The 22,455-nt window shown below is 66.7% G+C and carries 19 protein-coding genes; 7 read left to right on the top strand and 12 right to left on the bottom strand.

Features of this window, described 5'->3' with window-relative positions:
- Position 1: 1 nt before the first annotated feature.
- Both A5699_RS08115 and A5699_RS08110 read right to left on the bottom strand, forming a co-directional pair.
- Positions 2-2,098, bottom strand: a complete 2,097-nt coding sequence (locus A5699_RS08115; protein ID WP_067768095.1) for a catalase — start codon at positions 2,096-2,098, stop codon at positions 2-4.
- Positions 2,099-2,148: 50 nt separating this feature from the next.
- A complete protein-coding gene (locus A5699_RS08110; RefSeq protein ID WP_067768012.1) occupies positions 2,149-3,174 on the bottom strand; it encodes an alpha/beta hydrolase in 1,026 nt (341 codons plus the stop codon).
- 71 nt (positions 3,175-3,245) lie between these two features.
- Here A5699_RS08110 and A5699_RS08105 point away from each other — a divergent pair, with 71 nt between their 5' ends.
- A complete protein-coding gene (locus A5699_RS08105) occupies positions 3,246-3,893 on the top strand; it encodes a UdgX family uracil-DNA binding protein (protein ID WP_067768010.1) in 648 nt (215 codons plus the stop codon).
- On the opposite strand, the gene A5699_RS08100 is transcribed toward A5699_RS08105, so the two are convergent.
- The 7 genes from A5699_RS08100 to A5699_RS08070 form a co-directional block, all read right to left on the bottom strand.
- Positions 3,863-5,320 (bottom strand): aminotransferase class I/II-fold pyridoxal phosphate-dependent enzyme, encoded by a 1,458-nt coding sequence (locus A5699_RS08100; RefSeq protein ID WP_067768008.1) that lies wholly within the window; start codon positions 5,318-5,320, stop codon positions 3,863-3,865. The genes A5699_RS08105 and A5699_RS08100 overlap by 31 nt on opposite strands.
- A gap of 138 nt (positions 5,321-5,458) precedes the next feature.
- Positions 5,459-6,736 carry an amidohydrolase family protein gene (locus tag A5699_RS08095; protein WP_067768006.1) on the bottom strand — a complete coding sequence of 426 codons (1,278 nt, stop codon included), beginning with the start codon at positions 6,734-6,736 and terminating at the stop codon, positions 5,459-5,461.
- Positions 6,730-7,842, bottom strand: coding sequence for a CoA transferase (locus A5699_RS08090; RefSeq protein WP_067768004.1), 1,113 nt, complete (start codon positions 7,840-7,842; stop codon positions 6,730-6,732). The genes A5699_RS08095 and A5699_RS08090 overlap by 7 nt, the downstream gene beginning before the upstream one ends.
- Positions 7,842-8,828 carry a MaoC family dehydratase gene (locus A5699_RS08085; RefSeq protein WP_067768002.1) on the bottom strand — a complete coding sequence of 329 codons (987 nt, stop codon included), beginning with the start codon at positions 8,826-8,828 and terminating at the stop codon, positions 7,842-7,844. Before A5699_RS08085 ends, A5699_RS08090 begins: the two co-directional genes overlap by 1 nt.
- A 39-nt stretch (positions 8,829-8,867) precedes the next feature.
- Complete coding sequence (locus A5699_RS08080; RefSeq protein ID WP_067768000.1) at positions 8,868-9,881, bottom strand: hypothetical protein; 1,014 nt, start codon at positions 9,879-9,881, stop codon at positions 8,868-8,870.
- Positions 9,878-11,206 (bottom strand): peroxidase, encoded by a 1,329-nt coding sequence (locus tag A5699_RS08075; RefSeq protein WP_067767998.1) that lies wholly within the window; start codon positions 11,204-11,206, stop codon positions 9,878-9,880. Before A5699_RS08075 ends, A5699_RS08080 begins: the two co-directional genes overlap by 4 nt.
- Positions 11,207-11,214: 8 nt before the next feature.
- Positions 11,215-11,775 carry a hypothetical protein gene (locus A5699_RS08070; protein WP_067768093.1) on the bottom strand — a complete coding sequence of 187 codons (561 nt, stop codon included), beginning with the start codon at positions 11,773-11,775 and terminating at the stop codon, positions 11,215-11,217.
- A gap of 205 nt (positions 11,776-11,980) precedes the next feature.
- Between A5699_RS08070 and A5699_RS08065 the strand changes: the two genes are divergently transcribed.
- Entirely contained in the window at positions 11,981-12,295 is a 315-nt protein-coding gene (locus tag A5699_RS08065; RefSeq protein ID WP_067767996.1) for a hypothetical protein, read from the top strand.
- A gap of 72 nt (positions 12,296-12,367) precedes the next feature.
- Positions 12,368-12,721: a heme-binding protein gene (locus A5699_RS08060; RefSeq protein ID WP_067767994.1), complete on the top strand. Its 354-nt coding sequence runs from the start codon at positions 12,368-12,370 to the stop codon at positions 12,719-12,721.
- Here A5699_RS08060 and A5699_RS08055 read toward each other — a convergent pair whose 3' ends face one another.
- Both A5699_RS08055 and fadD4 read right to left on the bottom strand, forming a co-directional pair.
- The gene (locus A5699_RS08055) at positions 12,722-13,618 is read right to left on the bottom strand and encodes an enoyl-CoA hydratase/isomerase family protein (protein WP_067767992.1); all 897 of its coding nucleotides are present in this window, start codon (positions 13,616-13,618) and stop codon (positions 12,722-12,724) included.
- Positions 13,615-15,135 carry a fatty-acid--CoA ligase FadD4 gene (gene fadD4 / locus A5699_RS08050; RefSeq protein WP_067767989.1) on the bottom strand — a complete coding sequence of 507 codons (1,521 nt, stop codon included), beginning with the start codon at positions 15,133-15,135 and terminating at the stop codon, positions 13,615-13,617. Before fadD4 ends, A5699_RS08055 begins: the two co-directional genes overlap by 4 nt.
- Before the next feature lie 151 nt (positions 15,136-15,286).
- Between fadD4 and A5699_RS08045 the strand changes: the two genes are divergently transcribed.
- Both A5699_RS08045 and A5699_RS29020 read left to right on the top strand, forming a co-directional pair.
- Complete coding sequence (locus tag A5699_RS08045; RefSeq protein WP_067767986.1) at positions 15,287-15,721, top strand: DUF4189 domain-containing protein; 435 nt, start codon at positions 15,287-15,289, stop codon at positions 15,719-15,721.
- A 65-nt stretch (positions 15,722-15,786) separates the two neighbouring features.
- Positions 15,787-16,005: a hypothetical protein gene (locus A5699_RS29020; protein WP_076240448.1), complete on the top strand. Its 219-nt coding sequence runs from the start codon at positions 15,787-15,789 to the stop codon at positions 16,003-16,005.
- A 33-nt stretch (positions 16,006-16,038) separates the two neighbouring features.
- Here A5699_RS29020 and ygiD read toward each other — a convergent pair whose 3' ends face one another.
- Complete coding sequence (gene ygiD / locus A5699_RS08040; protein ID WP_067767982.1) at positions 16,039-16,920, bottom strand: 4,5-DOPA dioxygenase extradiol; 882 nt, start codon at positions 16,918-16,920, stop codon at positions 16,039-16,041.
- A 113-nt stretch (positions 16,921-17,033) separates the two neighbouring features.
- Between ygiD and A5699_RS08035 the strand changes: the two genes are divergently transcribed.
- A complete protein-coding gene (locus A5699_RS08035; protein ID WP_067767979.1) occupies positions 17,034-19,679 on the top strand; it encodes an AAA family ATPase in 2,646 nt (881 codons plus the stop codon).
- A complete protein-coding gene (locus A5699_RS08030) occupies positions 19,676-22,366 on the top strand; it encodes an adenylate/guanylate cyclase domain-containing protein (protein ID WP_067767976.1) in 2,691 nt (896 codons plus the stop codon). The genes A5699_RS08035 and A5699_RS08030 overlap by 4 nt, the downstream gene beginning before the upstream one ends.
- Positions 22,367-22,455 lie beyond the last annotated feature (89 nt).

Raw genomic sequence — 22,455 nt, 5'->3', positions numbered from 1 at the left:
GTCAGGCCGGCACCGCGTCGGTATCACGGTCCCAGACCCGGTGTTGGGCCATGACCGCCGCCGCGGCCTCGACGAACTCCGCCGGTAGATTGCCACTCGGCGCGGTGATCACGCCGCCTACCGAGCTCACCTTGTCGGGCAGCGTTGCGACGACGCCTGCGGCGCGCAACATTTCGCCGCCCTCTCCGAGAGCCAGCACGGCCTTGAGGTGTTTGTATGCCTCGGTGACGAAATGCACGGCGTAGCCGTCTTGCACGAGGCTTTGGACCGATTCGGCCCCGCCGGCCACCGCGACGGCGTCATAGAGGACCGACGCCATGGTCGTCATGCCCTTGTCCACCTTGAGCTCGCCGCCCGAGGCGCCCCGCAGCGTGCCGCCGCCGCTGGGCGCGAGCACCTCGACGATCGCGCCACGTTCGGTCATCGCCCTCTTGAATTGCTCTGCGGTGTCGGCATCGACACCGTCGGCCGCGAGCAGGGCGATCTTGCGGGATTCGATGCTGTCGGTGGCGGTGTTGAGCTGGGACAGCGCCGGGGACGCCGGTTCGTCTCGTTCGATCGGGACGGCCGCCGGGGCGGGCAGACCGAGCTTGGCAGCCACCTGGGCGGCCAAGGCGTTGTCGATCAAGTTGAGCTGATCGACCACACGTTCTCGAATCCCCGTCTCGGCGTTGACCTTTCCGAGTTCGAAGCCGAAGGCCGCCACGATGTGCTTGGCCTCCACCGCGGTCATGCTCTTCCAGAACACCCGGGCCTGGCTGTAATGGTCTTTGAAGGTCTCGGCCCGCTTGCGCATGGCCTGCCCCTCGATGCGCTGGGTGTAGTGCCGGAACACATCTTCATCGGCCAGCGCCGGGCAGCCACCGCCGAGGGTGTTCTTGAAGTAGCTGGTCTTGCCCTGGGGAATCCGGTGCTGGGAGTAGCCGTCGTGCTGGTTGGTGTGCACCTCGGCGATCGGCCGGTTGACCGGGAGGTGGGCGAAGTTCGGTCCGCCCAACCGGATCAGCTGTGTGTCCAGGTAGGAGAAGTTGCGGAACTGCAGCAGCGGATCGTTCGTGAAATCGATGCCGGGAACCAGGTTGGCGGTGTGGAAGGCCACCTGCTCGGTCTCGGCGAAGAAGTTGTCCGGGTTGCGGTTGAGCACCATCTTGCCCACCGGCCGCACCGGGACCGTCTCCTCGGGGATGATCTTGGTGGCGTCGAGCAGGTCGAACGGGAAGTTGAACTCGTCGGACTCGGGCACCAGCTGGACTCCCAGTTCCCACTCGGGATACTGCCCGGATTCGATTGCCTCCCACAGGTCGCGGCGGTTGAAGTCGGGGTCGGCGCCGGCCACCTTCTGGCATTCGTCCCAGATCAGTGAATGCACACCCAACTTGGGCTTCCAGTGGAACTTCACGAACGTGCCCTCACCCGCGGCGTTGACGAAGCGGAACGTGTGCACGCCGAAGCCCTGCATCATCCGGTAGCTGCGCGGCAGGGCGCGGTCCGACATCAGCCACATGATCGTGTGCAGCGTCTCCGGCTGCAGACCGACGAAATCCCACAGGGTGTCGTGCGCGGACTGCGCTTGCGGAATCTCGTTGTGCGGCTCGGGTTTCACGGCGTGGACGAAGTCGGGGAACTTGATGCCGTCCTGGATGAAGAACACCGGGAAGTTGTTGCCGACCAAATCGTAATTGCCCTGCTCGGTGTAGAACTTGGTGGCGAAGCCACGTACGTCGCGCACGGTGTCGGCCGAGCCACGTGAGCCGGCCACCGTCGAGAACCGCACGAAGACCGGGGTGCGGGTGCCCGGACTGGTCAGGAACTTGGCCGCGGTGTATTCGCTCAGCGAATCGTCATACGGCTCGAAATAGCCGTACGCCCCGGCGCCGCGGGCATGCACGACACGCTCGGGTATCCGCTCATGGTCGAAGTGGGTGATCTTCTCCCGGGCATGGAAATCCTCAAGAAGGGTCGGCCCACGCTCACCGACGGTCAGCGCGTCATCGGTGTCGTCGACACGCACACCCTGCTGGGTGGTCAGGTATCCCTCGGCCCGCGTGAAGCGGAACTGATCGAGCTGCTCATGCTTGGGGTCTGGCTTGTCGGCCACCACGCCTCCTCATTGCACACGAAGTCCCGGCACGTTCCGGGCACGCCAGGTCAACTGGCGTCTGCCGCCGGGTACCCGAGGCGACCGGCACGCAAACGCCCAGTTGCCGGCGCCGCGGCCCCCGACGTGACGCCCTTGACGAAGTCGCCCACATAGCGGATCGCCCGCCGCCCCTCGGGCAGGATCTCGGCCGCCAGCGGGAAGTCGTGTATCTGTCCCCGCCAGACATGCAGTTCGCACGGGGTGTCAGCGTCGGCAAGCCGTTCGGCCACCAACTCCGAGTCCACCAGAAGCGATTCGTCCTCGCTGACGTGGATCATCACCGGCGGCATGCCCGACAGATCGGCCGTGGTGGGATCGATCAGCTTTCCCTCGCACTGGCTCTTTCGTAACAGCCGGGCGAACGCCGACAAGGCGGGGCCGGTGAACATCGAGCAGCGACCGATGTTGTGGTGAGCCAGCTTTCGCGCCGGATCGAGATCGATCAGCGGTGACAGGGCGACCAGCCCCGCTGCCGGAACCACGCCGCGGGCCAGCGATGTGAGCATCGCGGCGAACGCCAGATAGCCGCCGGCCGAATCACCGGCGATCACCACGCGTTTCGGGTCGTATCCACTGCGCTCCAACCAGGCCAACCCCGACAGCGCGTCATCGACGGCGTCGGTGAGCCCGCAGGTGGGCAACATCCGGTAGCCGACGTTGAGCACCATCGCGTCGGCGGCCGCAGACAGCCGGGCCGCCAGCGCCCGATGCGTGTTGAGCCCGCAGGTGAGGAAGGCGCCGCCGTGCAGGTACAGGATCGCGTTGCGGGTCGATGCACCTCGTGCCCGAACCACTTCGGCGGGGCAGCCCGGCAACGACACCGGCCGCACCGACGCGGTCAACCGGCCCGGGACCAGGCCGATGATCCGGTCGATCGAGCCCAATGGCCAGGCCAGATTCGGCTGTAACGCCCACGCGCGGACGGCGTTCTTCACAGCCACGCGACACCCGGCGCCCAGCGCCCTCGCCTCCAGGCTTCGGCTGCGGTGAAGCACCCGCTTGCCCGCGCCCTGTTCCCCGGTCATGTGCACCATCTCCTGTTGTAAGGAACGACCGAATACCCGTAAAAGGCTTGGTGAAACGCCCCGCGGGGTATCCCGTCGGCATGGATGGTGCCGAGGAATACGTACCGGCGACAGATGATCTCGCCGAGCTTGCGCACGCGGCTCGCGGCTGCCAGGGCTGTCCGCTGTACCGCGACGCCACCCAGACCGTGTTCGGCGCCGGCCGGTCGAACGCCCGGGTGGTCTTGATCGGTGAGCAACCCGGCGACCGTGAAGACCGTGCCGGTGAACCGTTTGTCGGCCCGGCCGGGCGTGTTCTGGACAATGCCCTTGCCGCCGCCGAGATCGACCGCGCGCAGCTCTACCTGACCAACGCCGTCAAGCACTTCAAGTTCACCACCAACGAGCGCGGCAAGAGACGTATCCACAAAACGCCCAGCCGCACCGAGGTGGTGGCATGTCGGCCGTGGCTGCTGGCCGAATTGGACGCGGTATCACCGGATGCCGTCGTACTCCTCGGCGCCACCGCGGCCAAGTCCTTGTTGGGCAACGACTTCCGGCTGACGCGTCATCGGGGTGAGATCCTGCACGTGACCGGACTCGTATCGAAGGGCGATCCGGCCCTGGTGGCGACGATCCACCCGTCGGCGGTGCTGCGCGGACCGTCAGATACCCGCGACGAGGCGTTCGACGGCCTGGTGGCCGATCTCCGTACCGCCTACGCGACCACCCGAACGGTACGCAGCTGAGGATCCGCCGGGTCGGGCAGATTCATCCCTGCGGTGAGCCCGGTCCGCAGATAATCCAGTACCGGCTGGTTGATCCGCTCGCCGGGGACCACGGCGGGGATACCCGGCGGATACGGGGTGATCTGTTCGGCGGAGATGCGGCCTGCCGCCTTGTCCACCGGGACGTCCTCGACCTCGGCGAAGAACGCGTCGCGCGGCGCGATGACCGTCTCGAGTTGAAGTTCGTCGGGCGAGGGCAGGTCCACCCGGGCCGGCGGGTCGAAATCGTGGGCGGCCTTGCGCCACAGCTTGAGAGCCTCGACCAGCCGACCGGCGGTATCGGCTCCGTCGGCCAGGGACATGGTGGCCAGGATTCGCCGATGGTCAGTCATTCCCATGTCGAGCTGGCAGTACTCGCGCAACCAGTCCGCCGCCTGGTAGCCCGACGTGCCCGTGCCCGACACGTCGATCAGTACCTGCAACCGGTCCAGATCGTGCGAGGCCTCTTTGCCCAGCAACTCCTTGTCGAGCACCTCGATGCCGTCGATGTCCTCGATTTCACGACGGGTCTCGTTCGCCAATTCCAGTGCCGCGTCCATCAATTCGTGGCCGTGCTGCACCATGTGCCGGCGCCAGCCGTCAATCGCGGAGTACACCAGCACATTCGGGCTCGTGGTCATGAGCAGATCGGCGCACGCCGACAGGCGGTTCTGGTCCACCAGATCGCCCTGCAGGTGAAAGACCGATCCCTGCTCGAAACCCGCACCCATCTTGTGCACACTCACCACACACACGTCGGCACCGGCATTCATCGCCCACGTCGGCAGGTCCTCGTGGAACGGCAGGTGCGCTCCCCACGCCTCGTCGACGATCAACGGCTTGCCCCGCGCATGGCAGACCTCGGCGATGCCTTCGATGTCGGCGCAGGTGCCATACGGGCTCGGGCTGACGATCAACGCCGCGGCGGCGTCGGGATGACGCTGCCAGGCCTCTTCGACCTGCTGCGGGGACGGCGGGTGCGACAGGTGCCGTTCGGTGTCCCACTGCGGCGTGATCCAGCGCGGCACCAAACCGGAGAAGATCAGGCCGGCCACCACCGACTTGTGGCTGTCCCGGCTGAGCAGCAAGCTGCCGTCCTGCCCGGCGACGGCCATCATCGCGGCCTTGACCGACAGCGAGCTGCCGCAGGTGGAAAACCACGCCACTTTTGCGCCGACGGCCTCGGCCATCAGGTCCTCGGCCCGTTTGAGGTACCCGTTGCTCATCTTGCGGTCATCGAGCCCACCGCTGGCCAGGATGTCGCTGAGGAACGGTTCGCGACCCAACACCTGCAGCGTCCGCTGGTCGACACCGCGACCCTGCCGATGCCCCGGCGGCGAAAACCCGTAATGGTTCGAATTGTGGTACTTGTTCAGCGCGTCAAGCAGCGGCGCTTCGGCCTGGTCCATACCGCTCATGGCGGTGGAATACCCACATCGACCCGACCCCCACACCCCTGGTCACCGCCGGTCCGGTCCCGTTGACTTTGAACCCACGCACACCGCCACCCGCACAACTGCGGCGTCAGTTCAAAGTCAACACAGAGATCAGCGCTGGAACACCACTTCACCGCCGATGATGGTGGTGGCCACCAGGGCGGCGTCGAGCTCATCGAGTACCCGCTGCGGCGCGGCAGCCAACAGGCACAGGTCACCGGGCTCGCCGGCGGCGATGCGGCGTGGGACGGCCGGATGCTCGGCACTGCCGAAAAACAGCGTCAGCGCGCGAACTGCGGTGATGCGCTCGGCCGGGTTCAGCACCACACCGGCCGGGGTACGGCGATGCACGGCCGCGCGCATGGCGGCCCATGGGTCGGCAGCACCGAACGGCGCGTCGGTGGACAGCGCCACCGGGATGCCCGCGGACAGCAGCGTGGCCACCCGCCACAACTGATCCTGCTCATCGGCCGGCACGTCGGTGCGGTACTGGTCGCCGCGCTCGGCGACGAAGTTGGGCTGGGTCACGACGGTGGCGCCGAGGGCGACGAGATCGTCGACGACGTCGGCGGGCACCATCGCAGCGTGTTCGATCCGATCACCGGGGTGGCTGCCCGCCGCCCGCAGCGCGGCGATGGTGACGACGAGTTGTGCCGAGGTCACGCAATGCACGGCCACCGGAGCGCCGGCCCGGTGCCGCTCGGCGATCCACGCCGTCAGCGCCTCCAGGTCGAGGCTGTCGTCGTGCAGGATGCGCTTACCGGGTGCCAGGTAGTGCGCGCGCTGACGCAGACCGACCGGACGGTCCTCGGGTCGTAGGTCGGGCGTGGCATCGGTGACGCCGGTGACGCCGTAGCCGGCGAGGGTGTCGCTGAGCTCGGCAACCGCGGCGGGCCGGCGTTGCAGCGTGTCCGACCAGGTGTGGTCGGCACTGCGCAAGATCCCGTCGGGGTGGTCGGTCAGACCGACGGCGGCCAACCCCGCCGAGTTCACCGTCCACAACACTCCGCTGCGGTGTTGCACCCGTACCGGGACGTCCGGGGACAACCGGTCGAGCCGGCGGCGGTCCAGCGGACCGGCCACCGCCTCGTGGTAGCCGACGGCGCGGATCCAGCCGTCACTGCCGGGCCCTGCGGCCGTCAACACCGAGGCCAACGCGGCCTCGTCGGCCACCTCGGCGGGGCCGACGCGAACCGAATCCTGTTCGGCCGCAGCGGAGTGCACATGCAGATGGTGGTCCTGCAGTCCCGGGATCACCGTGGCGAACGCGGCATCGATCACCTGCTCGTGGGGCTCGGCCGGCAGTGATTCGGCGACCGCTTCGATGGTCTCGCCGACGCGGATGTCGGTGACGCGGCCGTCCAGCAGGGTCGCGCGGCGAATCAGCATGGGGCCGTGTTCCGTTGCGCCACCAGCGCCCGCACAGCGGCGTTGTCGGCCCCGAGTTCGCGGCCGGTTGAGGCGATGGCCGGGAGTGCGGGCGTCACCTCGATCTCATCTGCGGTTTGGCATTGGTAACCGGCAGCCACTGCCGCCATCGACAACTCGATGAGTTCACCGCCACCGCGTCTTCGCGACGCCGCGACGGCGGCGGCGGCCTGCAATCCGGTCAGCGGATCGGCCAGGGCGTCCCCGATGAACACCGGTGTGCGGTCGCGATATCCGACCAACCCACCGGATACCGCGGCGTCATCGCCGAACGCCACCCAGTCCGCCTGCTCACCTTCGGCGCCGTGTCCGGTGATGCGCAGCCAGATCCGGCCCGGCCGGGCCGCGACGGTGACCGGTCCCAGCTCACGCCGGTCCAACGCCGCCGGGCGCGACGACTCGATCACCACGTCGGCGGCACACAGCAGGGCGGCCAGCTCCTGCGGAGCGTCGAAATCGACGACATACGAAAGCTTTCCACCGTTCATCCAGTCGAAGAACTCCGGGGACCCGGCGCGGGTACCGTCGGGCCGGCCGGTGCTCTCCACTTTCACCACGGTGGCCCCGGCCCGGGCCAGCAGCTGGCCGCACAACGGGCCGGCCCACATCGACGACAGGTCGGCCACCAACATTCCGTCGAGCGGGCCCGGTTTGCCGGAGCCCAGTGGCGTCACCACCGGGGGCGTCGCCGATGTCTCACCGAGCACGGCCACCGGCAGTCCGAGCAGTCGCGCCCGTTCAGCCGCTTCGGCCCCCGTGATGGCCGCCGTCCACGTCCCGATCTCCGGCCACGGGTCGTCGTCAATCGAATCGGCCTGCAGCAAGGCTGGAATCGTGGCGATGTCATCAGTACGCGACAAGGTCAGGGCAATCCAACCGTCGCGGGCGCCGAGCAATCGCGTCGCCCCGCCGGCCGAAACCTGTCCGGCAGGGGCGATATCGAGTAACGCGGCACGGCCGGTGATCAGTTCGGCGGCATCCACCGCGACGCCGGTGTGCGCGGCGAAGTCGTCGGCGACCGCCTGGGCCTGCCTCAGCACGGCCCGCGGGATCGCCAACGGTGTCATCAGAACTGCAGCGCGCTGAACCGCCAGTCCAGCACCTGGCGATCCTCACCGCCGTCGGGTCCACCTGCCGCGTACACCAGTGACCGCAGCCGCAGCACCCCGGCCTCGGCCGATTCGACGTGCAGCTCGCTGAACAACGTGTCGCCCTCGTGCACCGGACCGGTGTGGTCGCAGGACTCCCAGCCCAGCACGGTGACCAGGTTCGGCAGCAATCGGCCGGCCTGGGCCAACGCCAGACCGATCGTGTGCCCGCCGTACACCAGACGCTGCCCGCCGGCCCGCCAATCATGGTGGGTGGCAGCGATGTTCAAGGTCAGCCGGGCCAATTCCGGGGCGCTGCTGACGACGTCGGCGGTGCTGTGCAGCACCGCGCCGGCCAGGTCCGGGTCGAAATGCGGCCCCGGCACTCGGGTTCGGAAAGCCTCGGCATCCCAGCCGGCGGTCGGGTCCGGCGCCGATACGTCGACCCCGATGGCGGACAGGTCGTCGGCATGACCGGTGTCGACGGAATCGCCGGACAGCGGCAGCATCGCGCAGCGGTAGAAGTCCAGAACCTTGCGATCCTTCTGATCCACGGTGGTCATCCGCAGCGCGGCCAGACCCGTGGCCGCACGACCCGGCTTGGCCGAATTCTGTTTCAGACCAACCACTTCCGTCCGGGTATACAAAGTGTCCCCGATCATCGGGCAGCGGTGAAACGCCAGCCCCCGGTAGAACAGGTTGGCCTTGACCCGTTGGGTGACCAGCGTGCTCTGACCGATCGCCACATCGCAGACCAACGCCGGATGCGCCAGGGGGCCGGGCTGACCGGTCACCGCGGTCGCGAGTTCGGCGTCCAGCGCCAACCGCAACCGGTCACCGAGGATCGCCTGATGCGCGGCGGCGGCACCGGCGGTCAGCGTCATCGACGGAGCCGTGTCGAACACTTGACCGACGGTGAGGTCGTCGAAGAACGGGCCACCGAATGTCCGATGAGGCGCTGCCATGGAGTCACATGCTAGTCATGGCGCACGGACGGCCGGGCCTCACACCATCGTGGCCAGGTTGTGCCAGAAGTTCCTGAGGCTTTCCGTGCCACCGAAAAGCGTGGTGAAGTTGGTCGAGTCGACCAGGACGATGTTCCCGGCCCGACGCCCGGTCGGCGGCAACCAGATCAAGGCGTTGAGCTCGGTCTCGCCGGCCGCGGTGAACGGATGCGGCCGATCCGGGTCGACGCGCTGGCGGCCGAGGACATGCAACCCGGCACTTTCCGGCGCGGTCAGCTCATAGTGCGGCAGGTGTGGGTGGAAATTGAAGGTGGTGACGTTGTCCAGCAGCCGTAGCCGGTCGAGATCCCGCGCCATCGTCAACGGCGCAATCTCGCCGGTGCCGGGCACCACCGCCGGTCGCAGGCCCCAGATGTTGTGTACCGGTACGTCGAGCGCCGCCATGAGGGATCGGGTGTAGCGGCCGAACCGTTGCCGGCGGGGCACGAGCGGGTCACCGTGATGCTCATGTTCGACTTGGCGCTGGCCGAGATCCTCGGTGAAGCCGACGTCGTGATGTGGCGCCAGCACCAGACAGGTGCCCTCCCGCTGCAGCCAGACTTGCAATGCGGCGATCTCGTCGGCCGTGGCCTCCTGCCCGGACGGCAGATGGTCGAGGCCGAACACCATCAGCGTGTCGGTGTCGTCCAAGATCCGTTCGTCGATTCCGAGCTGATAGCCCGCCTGGTCGATGCGTTGAAAGACCGCGACGGGGTGGCCCGTGACCTCCTCGGCGAGTTGCTGGAAAGCCAGGGTGGACCGGTGGAACAGTTCCAACGTTCCCGCCACGCCCTGCAGGAAGTTGGCTGCGTCATACTCGGGCGTCTCGTAGGCCGGCCACAGCGCGTTGCGCACCTCGGTCAGCGTGGAGAACCGGTTGTCCATCTCGGCGGGGCTGCGTTGCGATTCCCAGGGGTAGCTCCACGTCCAGTAGATGCTGATCCGCCGCCCGCCCGAAGGTGGTCGCGCCACATGGCTCTGGTTGTACGTGCGCGCGCGCCTGAGGGTGCTCATGCCTGGCCCTCCGCGAGGTACCGCAACGCATTGATCCCCGGCAGGAAGAAATACGCGCCGCCCAACACCGTGGTGAATGCCGGCAGACCCTTGAACACCTTGCGGATCGGCCGGCGCGGCACGGTGAAATCAAGCGTGCCGTCTTGTGTTCCACAGATCGGGTCGTGCTCGTTGCCGAGCTCGTGGAACGACGCGTCGTTGATCCAGACGTTCTGGGCGAACTCAAACTGGCGGACCAGGCTGGCGCAGATGATGAATGCGGCGATGCCACGGTCCAGGCCGTCGTCAGGCGCACCTTCCGGTAGGGCCGGACCATAGGTGGCGCCCCGGCGGATCATCCGTCGCCGGTTCATGTTGTGGGCGGTATCCCGCGGGTTCAACCGTCGCGCGTGGGATCCCAGTGGCACGGCATAACCGTGCGGATCCATCTCCTTGTAGTTGAAGTCGTTGTTGCGCATCGGATCTGCCCCCAGCTCCGGGTCATCCCGGTCCGGAGCCAGCACCAGCGGGGCCCCGCTACGCCAGCGACCCATGAGTTTGGCGGCCAGCAACTCCTGCGCATCGGGTGTGTCGGCGCCTGCGCGCAGGAAGTCGCGGAACACCCCGACATGTTCACGTAACCGGCGGTAAGCCAGGTAACTGCCGTTGCGCGACAACACCTGTGGTTCCGGCAGACCGGCCGGCGGACCGTTCTCGTCGGGATAACCCAGGATGAACTCCCCCGGTTCCAGCGCCGGGCCGGAGCCCGGTGTCGGCTCCTCACCGGCGCCCTTGACCGCCGGCTGCGACAACCGATCCCGGAAGCCGAAGTGGTCGTGGGCGTAGTTGAAGGGTGGGTTCGCGTTGAGATCGAGATACGACAGGCTGCGGACACCGGGGAACCGGGCCAGGTGTTTGTCGTGTTCGCCGATGCAGCGCGCATGCTCCTCCGCGTCGCGCGCGAAAAGGATGGCGATGGCGTGCACATCGTCTCCGGCCAGCCCGCCCACCCAGCCCTGCGGGCTGTTCGGCCCGGTGTCGCCCAGGATGTCCGCCCGAGCCGCCATGCCTTCCCGAAACTCCTCAGGGAAAGTGGCCAGCGATTCTTCGTCGACGCCCAGGGCGCGTAGCCCATTCCAGGTGAACGCCAGGCTGATCCAGCGTCGGGTGGCCTCCATCGAATCACGCGCTTCGGCCACTGAAGCCACCCGGTCGAGCAGGCCACGCAACCAGCCGCGTCCGTCGGCGGCGTCATCGAACGACAGGAATTCGTAACGGCCCGTCAAGGCCGGTGTACGGGTCAGCACGATGTGCTGAATGTCGTCGAGCTCCAGGACGGATGACATCCGATGCCCTATTGCATCTGATCGAGCGCGGTCGAGAAGGCCGCCTTCAACCGCAACGCTTTTTTGATCTCGTCGGCGGTGACGTACGGGTATTCGCCGTACTCCAGGAAGCTGGGACACTGATGGGCTCGGACGAACTCGACGAAGGCCTGCGGGTTCTCCTTCCAATCCTCCGGGAAGCCCTCCAGGTTGGTGAACACCGTGGTGATTCCGGTCTGGCTGAACAGCGCCACCGCATCCTCGGTGTACTTGTCGAAGTCGGTGTCGAAGATGCCCTGGTACTGAAAGTGCAGCCCGGACCCGACATCGAAAAGCAGCCACCGCAAATAGTGGAGCCGGAGCGGGGCAAGAACGTCGGGGCTGGCCTCGATCGCCTCTTCGATCTGCTTGCCGTAGGCGCGGATCGCCTCCTCCCGCCCCTCTTTCACCTTGGCGATGATGGAGAACCCGTAGCAGGCCGGGGTTCTCGGGTAGATCGGGCCGTATCGACCACGCTCGAGCTCGAAATAGCCTTCTTTCGGAATGGCCTTGGCTGCCGGTGTGGTCCAGGTGTTCTCACTCGTCGACATCGGGCCTCCCGTGGCGCGACCGGACTCCAGATGGTTGGTGGCTTCATCCAAGCACAAACGGCTTCGGTTCGGCGGCCGGTCACTTGTTTGCGAAGCCAAATACATTGCGGCTCTGCTGTTTAGTTTTCCCGCAAGAAACTGTGAATTTTCTGTTCACGTCGCTTACGCTCACAGAGGTCAAGGCGTTCCGGCGGAAAGGCGGGCCATGTCAGTCCTGCACCGTTTCTTGATCGCAGCCCTGGGCACCACTGCCGTGCCGATCGCCATCGCCGGCGCCCCACCCGTCGCCGCCGAATGCACCAATGCCAACGGCGTCACCGTGTGCGCGCAAGGGGAAGTACGTGGCGCCAACGGCGGAAGCGGGCCCGGACTGTCCGGTCCTGTCGTGCCCTACCCCTGCGAATACGACTGGTATTGCGACTCCGACTGGGATCTCGACATCGGAATCGACCCAGGGCCACCGCCTGGCGGTGGTATCGACATCGGACGTCCGGGCCGGCCCGGGATCGGCCCGCGTTGAGTAACCCGCTGTCCCCGAAAGGTATTCGTTCAATGCCGTTCAGGTCGCACACGTATCGGTGAGGAGCCGAACATGACAACACCGTTTTCCCTGCACCTCCCCCTGCACCGGCTGATGGTCGGAATTGCCGGTGCGGCGATCGCCGGCGCCGCACTGGTGGGCACCGCCGCGGGCGCAGCCGCCGACCCGCCACCGGACTGCACGTCCGCCGACCTCGCCAGGGTCATGTCGGGCGTCTCGGCGGCCACGTCGGACTATTTGTTCGCCCACCCCGAGGTGAACACCTTCATGACCGGGCTCAAGGGCCTGCCCAAAGACCAGATCCGGGAGAAGATCCGAGCCTACGGCGACGAGAACCCCCAGGTCCGTGCCGATCTGCAGGGGATCCGCCAACCCGCCGTCGAGTTCCGCGACCGCTGCGGCTGATCAGGCCGACGGGGCCGGGCCGATCTCGTCGACCAGCCCCCACGCCAGGGCGGTGGCCGCGTCGATGGTGCGCCCGGACAACACCAGGTACGCGGTGCGCCACCGGCCGATGCGTCGGGTGATGCTCACCGTGCCGCCTGCGCCCGGGATCAGACCGAGCGCAAGTTCCGGCAGGCCGATGACGGCGTCCGGGTGGCAGCTGACCCACCCGCAATAGCAGGCCATTTCCAGTCCGCTGCCGAGAACTTGCCCGTGCACTTCGGCGCGGCAGCGCCGCCCGAGCCTGGCGGTGAGTTCGTCGAGGACGAGAGCGGGGCTGTACCGGGTGCGGGCCAGATGAGCGCTGGCCGGGTCGTCGAACGAACCGAACTCGGCCAGATCACCACCGCTGCAGAAGGATCGGCCGGTGCCGCCGAGCACCACCTCGTCGACCGAATCGTCCAGCCGGGCCACCTCGAGCGCCTCCAGCAGGGCGGCCCGGGCGTCGGTGGAGAACGCGTTGTGCCGCTGGGGCCGGTTGAACCGGACGTACAACGTATTGCCGTCGCGGTGGGCCAGCACCGGATCGGGCAGCTGCGGTGCGCTGGCCGGGCCGCGCTCGGCCAGCCACCGGGCGAACTCCGGCCCCGATTGCAGGGTCGAGTAGGCCAAGGATTCGGTGATGAGTCCGGACCGGGTGGGGCCGGCCGGATCGAACGAGCGCAGCACGTCGTCACACACCGCGGCGGCCTGGGGCCACCGGTCGCACCGCTGCGTGAGCTCGTCCAAGGTCTGCTCGACCGATCCGACGGTGACCACCCGGCGGTCGGTACTCGGATGTTCGGTCACCGTGAACGTCGCCGCGTCCGTCGGGGTGTCGACCCCGACGACGATCCCGCCGGGCAGCTCGTGGCTCACGAGTACTTGTTTATCAGCCCCTGCTTGAACAGCTTGCCGGTGTCGGTGCGCGGCAACTCGGCCTCGAAGGAGATCGAGCGCGGGCACTTGTAATGGGTCAGCTTGTCCCGCAACCAGGCCAGCAGTTCCTCGGCGAATTCGGGGGTGGCATCTGCCGGATCGACGGTCTGCACCACGCCCTTGACGCTCTGCCCCATCTCGTCGTCCGGGATACCGAACACCGCCGCGTCCATCACCTTCGGGTGGACGACGAGCATGTTCTCGGCTTCCTGGGGGTAGATGTTCACTCCGCCCGAGATGATCATGTGGTGGCGACGATCGGTGAGGTAGAGGTAACCGTCCTCATCGAGATAACCGATGTCGCCCACCGTCTTCCAGCCGTGCGAATCCCGGGACGAGGCGGTCTTTTCCGCGTCGTTGAGGTACTCGAAGTCCTGGCCGCCCTCGAAGAAGATCTCCCCGGCCTGACCGGGCGGCAGCTCGTTGCCGTCCTCATCGAGGATGTGCACGATGCCCGTCATCGCCCGGCCGACCGAACCCGGGTGGGCCAGCCACTCGTCGGCGGTGATCAGCGTGGCGCCGATGGCTTCGGAGGAGGCGTAGTACTCGTCGACGATCGGGCCCCACCAGTCGATCATCTGCTTCTTGATCTCCACCGGGCACGGCGCGGCGGCGTGCATGATCCGCTGCAGGCTCGACACGTCATACGAATCTCGTACGCTCTCAGGCAGTTTCAACAACCGAGTGAACATCACCGGGACGAACTGGCCGTGGGTCACCTTGTGTTTCTGGATAGCCTCCAGGCAGCCTTCGGCGTCGAAGCGCTCCAGCACCACGGTGGTGATACCGGCGGCCTGGGTCTGCATCGACCACACCGACGGTGCGGTGTGGTACAGCGGTGCGGGGCTCAGGTATACCGAATCCGGCTGCATCCAGAAGCCGACCAGGGCGGCCATCATGCCGGGGGTCTGCGAGGGCGGCAGATGCGGGAGCTCGCGTTTGATGCCTTTGGGGCGGCCCGTGGTGCCCGACGAGTACTGCAGCAGGTCGCCGTCCATCTCGTCGTCGACCGGGGTGCTGGGCAGGTCGGCGACCGCCTCGGGGTAGCGCTGCCAGCCCTCCAACTCTCCGTCGGCAATCAGCAGGGTGCCCGGTAACCCGTTGGGCAGTTCCTTGTCGAGGCCGGCCAGCACATCTTTGAGAGCGGCCGAGCCGACGATGGCCTTGGCCCCGCTGTTGTCGATGATGTACGCCGCCTCGGCCGGGGTGAGGTGGGTGTTGATCGGCACGTAGTACAGACCGATGCGTCGGGCCGCCCACATCACCGCGTGGATGTGCTCGTTGTTCTCCATGAGGATCGCGACCACGTCGCCCTCCTGCAGACCCTGTTGACGGAAGTGATGAGCCAACCGATTCGCCCGGGCCTCGAGGTCGCCGAAGGTGACGACGGTGCCCGACGGGTGGAGGATGATGGCCGGCTTCTCGGGGTTGGCCTCGGCATGCTCACGGATCTGCATGAAGGCACTGTAACGGGCGCCACTTGACAGGTGTCAAGTGGCGCCCGTTCGGCTCGCCTCAGGCACAGGACGTCGGCAGAGTGTTTACCCGAAACCGCACCGGGTATGCCGCGACCGATCGGTGATTCTCCATTCGGCGAGAGGTCGGGGTATGTCCAATACACGGTGGGTTTCGACGCTCTTTGCCGCGGGGCTGAGTGCCGCGTGGCTGTCGACAGGTATCGCATGGGCGGGCGGGCCCGATGGCACCGTCGAGAACTCGGACGAACACAGCTTTGTGGCAGTCGGCACCGGCGCCTTCCGCGATTCCCTCGTCGGCTTCCGGGGTACCGGCAACACCCGGGAGGAAGCCGCCGCGGCGGTGATCGCAGCCTGCCAGGACGCCGGCGGCAACGATTGCACCAGCGATGAGGAGACCAACGACCATCTGTGCATCGTGTCTGTCGCCGATGACGCCGGAGATGTCGTGGCCGGCGGCGCCGGTATCACCGTCGAGGCTGCTCGCCAGGATGCACTCCAGCGCGCTGCTGCCCACAACAACCCGATGAGTCCCACCTCCCCCGTGGTGATCTCGGATTGCCCATGACCCGGTGTTCAGGGTTACACCTCACCGCGATTCGCGGTTTCGGATTGTGCTTGAAAGGCGGAACGATGGACCGAGGTAAGTCACTACTGGTGGCGGCGGGTTTCGTTGTGGCGGCAGCGGTTTCAGCCCCGGTCGCGCACGCTCGACCGACCTGCCAGAGCACCGGCGCGGCGACGACTGTCTGCTCGACGAACGGCAGCGTGGCGGTCAAGTCACGTCCGGTGACGACGGCTCCGCCGGCAAACCGGCCCGCGATCCCGTGGATCGGCCTTCCCGGCGTCTGATGAGAGCGCCGTAGCCGGTCTGGTCTACCCGCGTCAGATGTTCGAGGCGTCGGCCGGGAAATCCGGCGGCGGCGGCGCTCCTCCGTGGTGACTCGTGCTGCTCGCGCCGTTCAGTCCCAACGTGTAGGCCGTCATCGACATGGATCCGTAGGTGTAGCCGTCCACGAGTACGTCGAGAGTGTCCCCTTCGGCCGCGGTGACGCCGGCCAGGTACAGCAGCGGGATGAAATGGTCCGGCGTCGGCACCGCGCGCCGGAAATCGGAGTGCTCTTGCAGCCGCCCAGCGTCGGCGGGCTCCGAAAGCATCAGCGCCGTCGCATCGGTGTTGAACCGCTGGGCCCAGTCATAGCCGGTGTCCGGGCGGCCCCAGTCCATTCCGCGCAGATTGTGGACCACATTGCCGCTGGCCATGATGAGCACACCACGCTCTCGTAGGGCAGCCAGCCTGGCACCGAGTTCGAGGTGGTATTCGAGTGGCTTGTCGGCGTTGATCGACAGCTGGACCACCGGGATCGACGCCTCCGGGAAAGCGTGTACCAGTACCGACCAGGTGCCGTGATCGATTCCCCAGCTGTCCACGTCTGCGCCCACCCACGTCGGATGCACCACGTCGGCCACTTCCTCGGCCAAGTCCGGCAGACCCGGGGCCGGGTACTGCACATCGAACAGCTCTTGCGGGAAGCCGTAGAAATCGTGGATCGTTCGCGGCCGCGGCATCGCGGTGACAGCCGTGGCGTTGATGTACCAGTGCGCGCTGATCACCAGGATCGCCCTGGGCTTGGGGACCGCCTGCCCGAAAGCCTTCCACGCCGACGTGTACCGGTTGACCTCCAGGGCGTTCATCGGGCTGCCGTGCCCGATGAACGCGGCGGGCAGTAACTCGACCCGCTCGTCGACTCGCGGCGTCTCCTGCATACCTCCTTCCTACCCCGGATGCGAGCTGCGGTCCTACGATGTCAAGACACCCAGCGGAGCAAGCGTGGGAGTGCCGGTGCGATCGACCGAAGCGCTTTGAGGACGGCGTCCACATGCCGTCGGGGGTCGTCACGTTCCTGTTCACCGACATCGAAGGATCGACACGGCGGTGGGAAACCGAACCGGACGTGATGCGGGCCGCGCTGGCCGTACACGACGACGTGTTGCGCGCGGCCATCGGATCCCACGCCGGACACACGTTCAAACACACCGGCGACGGCGTCTGCGCTGCATTCTCGTCACCCGCAGCCGCGATAGACGCTGCAGTCACCGCGCAGCGCGAATTGGGTCTGCCGGTGCGGATGGGCATCGCCACCGGCGAAGCTGAATCGCGCGACGGCGATTACTTCGGAGCGGTACTCAACCGAGCCGCCCGCATCATGGCCGCCGGGCACGGCGGTCAGATCCTGCTCGACGGAGTCACAGCCGGCCTGATCACCGACATCGATCTGATCTCGTTGGGACCGAGACGACTACGTGACATCACCAAACCGGTTGAGATACACCAGGTTCAAGCCGCAGGGCTGCCCTCCGAGTTTCCGCCGCTGAAGACCGAAGACCCGGTGCCGGGGAATCTACGAGCACTCACAAACAGCTTCGTCGGCCGTGAGTCTGCGGTATCCGAACTCGTCGAAGCAGTGCTCGCCCACCGGTTGATGACGCTGACGGGAGTGGGCGGCGTGGGTAAGACGCGACTGGCCCACGAGGTCGGTGTCAGGTTGGCGAGTCGGTTCCGCGATGGCGTCTGGCTCATCGAGCTTGCCGCCGTCACCGATCCACGCGCGTTGCCCGACGCGGTTGCCGGCTCGCTCGGCATCATGCAGCAACCTGGGCGTTCCGTCGCCGAAAGCGTCGCAGACGCTTTGGCAGGACGCAGCCGGCTACTGATCCTGGACAATTGCGAACATCTGCTGGACGCCGCTGCCGAGATGGTCGACACAATCCTCGGCGCGTCGGACACCGTGAAGATCCTCGCCACCAGCCGCGAAGGTCTGGGAGCTACCGATGAACAGCTCTGGCCAGTGCCGTCGCTGACCACCGGGGCCGGCTCCGCGGCCGTGTGCCTGTTTCGCGACCGTGCCGGGGCAGTCGCACCGGGGAACTCGCTCGACTCGCCCACTCAGACATCGGCGGTGGATGAACTCTGCGAACGTCTCGACGGGATCCCGCTCGCAATCGAATTGGCCGCTTCGCGTCTGCAGTCGATGACCGTGACGGAGATCCGCGATCGGTTAGACGACCGCTTCCGACTGCTCGTGGGATCCAGACGGGGCCTGGAGCGCCACCAAACCCTGCGTCACGCAGTGGCATGGTCCGTCGACCTGCTGTCCGGCGACGAAAGATCCTTACTGACAAGATGCTCGGTGTTCGCCGGAGGATTCGACCTCGCCGCCGCCTGTGCGGTCACCAGCTCAGAAGACGAGTTCGGCACTCTCGACGTGCTTGATGCACTGGTCCGCAAGTCATTGGTCATTGCTAACAGAACAGGGGGCCACACAAGATATTCGATGCTCGAGACAATCCGGCAGTACGCCGAGGAGAGCCTTGCTGCGTGCGGTACAGCCGAGGAATGTCGGTCTGCGCACGCCGAGTACTACGCCGCATGCGAGACCGACGTGATGGCGTTGTGGGACAGCCCGCGTCAAGGCGAAGCGTACGAATGGTTCACTGCGAACCTGGCCAATCTGCGGGCTGCGTTCCGGTGGTCGGCCGACCAAGGAGATCTCGACGCTGCCGCGGGAATTGCCTTCTACACATCGATGCTCGGCTGCCTGACCGAACAATCCGAGCCGATCGGCTGGGCCGTCGAACTCATCGAGCCGGCACGCGAGGCGCGCCACCCGCGCCTGGCCCAGCTCTTCGTAGGAGCAGCGCAGTGTTATGCAGCCGGACGGCTCGACGACGCGATGAGCTACGCGGCGATGGGAGAGGCGATCATCGCGAGTGGTGGCTTCGACCCGGTGCCGTTCGGATTCGAGGCCGCCCTGTATGCCGGTCACAGCATGGCGGGCCAACCGCTGGAAGCCACTCGCTTCCTGCGCGATGTGATCGCGCGCAGTCCCCATATCTTGGCACAGGCCTGCCTGGCCCTGGCGCTGGCCCAGGCCAACGCGGATGACGAGGCTCGGGAGGCCGCCGAGGGCCTGCTCGAGGTCGCCGAAACCACCCGCAATCCCAACGCCCAGGTGCTCGCGCTGACCGCCTATGGCTGGAGCCATTTCTCCACCGAACCGGCCGTTGCCTACGCCATCCAGACGCGTGCGCTGGCGATGGCCCGCGACAGCGGAAATCGTCTAACCGAATCCACTGCGGTTATCGGGCTGGCCCGCCTTGCCGTCGTCAGTGGCCGCGCCGCGGGCGCGCTGGACCTGTTGGCCGACGTCCTGCATTTGTATTTCGATTCTGGCAGTTACGAACTGATCCGCGGACCGCTGACGCTGTTAGGGGTCGTGTTCGACCAGCTCGACTTACATGAACCCGCAGCCGTGCTGTTCGGCTTCGCCGCCGAGCCCAGACCGCTCAGTACATTCGCCGAAGCCGGACCGGCGATCGTGCACGTTCGCGAGAGCCTCGACGAGTCCAGGTACGAGTCATTACGCCACTGCGGCAATGCCATGACGCACGCCGAGATCGTGGCCTACGCGTTCGACCATATCGACCAGGCACGTGCCTTTATCACACACGAGAACTACAGATGACGGTCCCTGGCGCCGGCCCGACGGCACACACGGGCATCACCACCTTCTTGTTCACTGACATCGAGGGCTCCACCCGCCGCTGGGAAACCGACCCGGCGGCGATGCAGACCGCCCTGGAAACCCACGACGTGGAGTTGCGCAACGCCATCGAGCAGCACCACGGCCGGATTTTCAAACACACCGGCGACGGCATATGCGCCATCTTCGCATCACCCAAAGACGCTGTGGGAGCGGCCATCACCGCCCAGCGCGAATTGGGTCTGCCGGTGCGGATGGGCATCGCCACCGGCGAAGCGGAATCGCGCGACGGCGATTACTTCGGAGCGGTACTCAACCGAGCCGCCCGCATCATGGCCGCCGGACACGGCGGTCAGATCCTGCTCGACGGAGTCACAGCCGGCCTGATCACCGACGTCGACCTGATCTCGTTGGGACCGAGACGACTACGTGACATCACCAAACCGGTTGAGATACACCAGGTTCAAGCCGCAGGGCTGCCCTCCGAGTTTCCGCCGCTGAAGACTGTCACCACCGGACCGGGAAATCTGCGGGCTGCGACCACCAGCCTCATCGGCCGCGAGGCGGATCTGGCGGAATTGAGCACCGCGCTGAAATCGCATCGCCTGGTGACACTGACCGGTGTCGGCGGCGTCGGCAAGACCCGGCTGGCATTGGAGCTGGCCGCACGCTCGGCCGACGCATATCCGGACGGAGTGTTCGTCGTCGAACTCGCTGCGGTCGGTGATCCGGCGGCGGTGCCGGACTCCGTCGCGGATGTTCTCGGGGTCACCCAGCAGGCCGGTCTGACCGTCACCCAGAGCATTGCCGCCGCGCTGCAAGGCCGATCACGCCTGTTGATGTTCGACAACTGCGAGCACGTCCTGAACGCGGCCGCCGACCTGATCGAGGCGATCCTCACCCACTCGTCGACGGTCACCGTCCTTGCGACCAGCCGCGAGGGACTACGACTCAAAGACGAGCAACGGTGGCCGGTACCGTCACTGGACATCCGCGACGGGCCGGGATCCGCGGCCGCGGAGTTGTTCGTCGACCGAGCTCAGGCGGTATCGCCGCACGCCTCCTTCACCTCGCCGGTCGAATCCGCGGCGGTAGTGGAGATCTGCCGTCGCTTGGACGGAATTCCGCTGGCGATCGAGCTCGCGGCGTCGCGCATCGTTTCAATGACGGCGTCGGAGATCCGCGACCGGCTCGACGACCGTTTCCGGTTGCTCGTGGGCTCGCGGCGGGGGTTGGAACGCCACCAGACGCTCAGCCACGCCGTGCAATGGTCCTACGACCTGCTCGACGGCGACGAAAAGTACTTGCTGACAAGGCTTTCCGTGTTCAGTGGCGGGTTCGATCTGGCGGCCGCGTGCGCGGTGGCGGGCTCACACGACGATCTGGGCACACTCGATCTGCTCGACGCCCTTGTGCGCAAGTCGCTGTTGGCGGCGGACCGGACAGCATCGCGCACTCGCTTCTCGATGCTGGAGACCATCCGTCAGTTCGCAGAGGAACAACTTGTTCGCTCCGGCGGCGCACGGGAAGCGCGCACCTCACATGCGCGCTACTTCGCGAGCTTGGAGGCTGAACTTCTCGCGTTGTGGGACAGTCCGCGTCAGCGGGAGGCCTACGACTGGTTCAACATCGAGTTGCCGAACCTCCGTACGGCCTTTCGATGGGCGACCGACAACGGCGATCTCGACACCGCGGCCGCAGTCGCGGTGAATGCGATCTACTTCGGGTACTTCCTCGAGCAGTGGGAGCCCCTGGGCTGGGTGGAGGAAATCCTGCCGGCCGCCCGGACCGCACGCCATCGGCGGCTGGCTCAACTCTTGGTCGGCGCCACCAACTGCGCTGCGCTGGGACGCGTCGACGACTTCAATGAATACGCCGAAGCCAGCAGGTCGGCAATCGAGGACGGAGACTTCGACGATGTCGGCGACGAGTTCTCCTGCGTGGTGGCCGCCGGCTACAACACAACGGGGCGCCCCGACCGGGCAATCGAGTGGTGCCGGGCAACGATCGCTCGCCTCCCTCAGCGCCACACCGCCAGCCAGGCCGTGTTGTCGGTGACGCTGGCAGTCTGCGGTGCCGCCCAGGAGGCGATCAACGAATCGGCGCGTCTGCCCACCGACGCCGAGAGCACTGCCAACCCCGCCCTGGCCGGTGCCGCACTGCTCGGATATGGCTGGGCCCGCCGCGAGACGGACCCGGCATCTGCGAACCAGGCCCTCTGCCGAGGGTGGGCGCTCGCCGAGGAAAGCGGAGATCGACAGCAGGCGTCGATCTTCGCCTGCCTACTGGCCGGGCTTGCCGCCGCCCGCGGCGAGACCGCCGGCGCCCTCGACTACATCACCCAAGCCGTCCGGCACTACTACGATTCCGGCACCGTCGAGCTCATGCGTAACTCGCTGCGGCTGCTCACCGCACTGCTCGTCCGGCTCGGCGAACACCGACCCGCAGCCATCATCAGCGGGTTCGCCTCGACCGCGATGGCCCGCGCGAGCTTTCCCGAAATCGATGCCGCGATCACGGATTTGAGACGAACTTTTGGAGACGACGGCTACGGGTCACTTGCGTCCGCCGGGGCAAGCATGACCGTCAGCGAGGTGGCCGACTACGCATTCGAACAGATCGGCCGGGTGCGGTCCGCACTTGCTCCTGAACCGGGACGCCATGGCTAGCAAGCGGATCAGGGCCACTGGGCCACTCGCCGAACAGACGCAAACCCGTACCAAATCAACGGATTTGGTACGGGTTTGCGTCTGCTCGC

Origin of the sequence: Mycobacterium sp. E802 (genome assembly GCF_001666875.1) — a bacterium.
Lineage (GTDB): Bacteria > Actinomycetota > Actinomycetes > Mycobacteriales > Mycobacteriaceae > Mycobacterium.
Note: the sequence above shows the minus strand (reverse complement) of the source record. Positions and strands in the feature narration are given on the sequence as shown.

Coding starts and splice junctions, on each gene's coding strand:
- A5699_RS08085 (WP_067768002.1), bottom strand. CDS start 8,828: ATGGCAGCGCCTCATCGGACATTCGGTGGCCCGTTCTTCGACGACCTC.
- A5699_RS08060 (WP_067767994.1), top strand. CDS start 12,368: ATGACAACACCGTTTTCCCTGCACCTCCCCCTGCACCGGCTGATGGTC.
- A5699_RS08090 (WP_067768004.1), bottom strand. CDS start 7,842: ATGACACCGTTGGCGATCCCGCGGGCCGTGCTGAGGCAGGCCCAGGCG.
- fadD4 (WP_067767989.1), bottom strand. CDS start 15,135: ATGCAGATCCGTGAGCATGCCGAGGCCAACCCCGAGAAGCCGGCCATC.
- A5699_RS08105 (WP_067768010.1), top strand. CDS start 3,246: ATGGATGGTGCCGAGGAATACGTACCGGCGACAGATGATCTCGCCGAG.
- A5699_RS08100 (WP_067768008.1), bottom strand. CDS start 5,320: ATGGACCAGGCCGAAGCGCCGCTGCTTGACGCGCTGAACAAGTACCAC.
- A5699_RS08065 (WP_067767996.1), top strand. CDS start 11,981: ATGTCAGTCCTGCACCGTTTCTTGATCGCAGCCCTGGGCACCACTGCC.
- ygiD (WP_067767982.1), bottom strand. CDS start 16,920: ATGCAGGAGACGCCGCGAGTCGACGAGCGGGTCGAGTTACTGCCCGCC.
- A5699_RS08080 (WP_067768000.1), bottom strand. CDS start 9,881: ATGAGCACCCTCAGGCGCGCGCGCACGTACAACCAGAGCCATGTGGCG.
- A5699_RS08110 (WP_067768012.1), bottom strand. CDS start 3,174: ATGGTGCACATGACCGGGGAACAGGGCGCGGGCAAGCGGGTGCTTCAC.
- A5699_RS08095 (WP_067768006.1), bottom strand. CDS start 6,736: ATGCTGATTCGCCGCGCGACCCTGCTGGACGGCCGCGTCACCGACATC.
- A5699_RS08035 (WP_067767979.1), top strand. CDS start 17,034: ATGCCGTCGGGGGTCGTCACGTTCCTGTTCACCGACATCGAAGGATCG.
- A5699_RS08070 (WP_067768093.1), bottom strand. CDS start 11,775: ATGTCGACGAGTGAGAACACCTGGACCACACCGGCAGCCAAGGCCATT.
- A5699_RS08030 (WP_067767976.1), top strand. CDS start 19,676: ATGACGGTCCCTGGCGCCGGCCCGACGGCACACACGGGCATCACCACC.
- A5699_RS29020 (WP_076240448.1), top strand. CDS start 15,787: ATGGACCGAGGTAAGTCACTACTGGTGGCGGCGGGTTTCGTTGTGGCG.
- A5699_RS08045 (WP_067767986.1), top strand. CDS start 15,287: ATGTCCAATACACGGTGGGTTTCGACGCTCTTTGCCGCGGGGCTGAGT.
- A5699_RS08075 (WP_067767998.1), bottom strand. CDS start 11,206: ATGTCATCCGTCCTGGAGCTCGACGACATTCAGCACATCGTGCTGACC.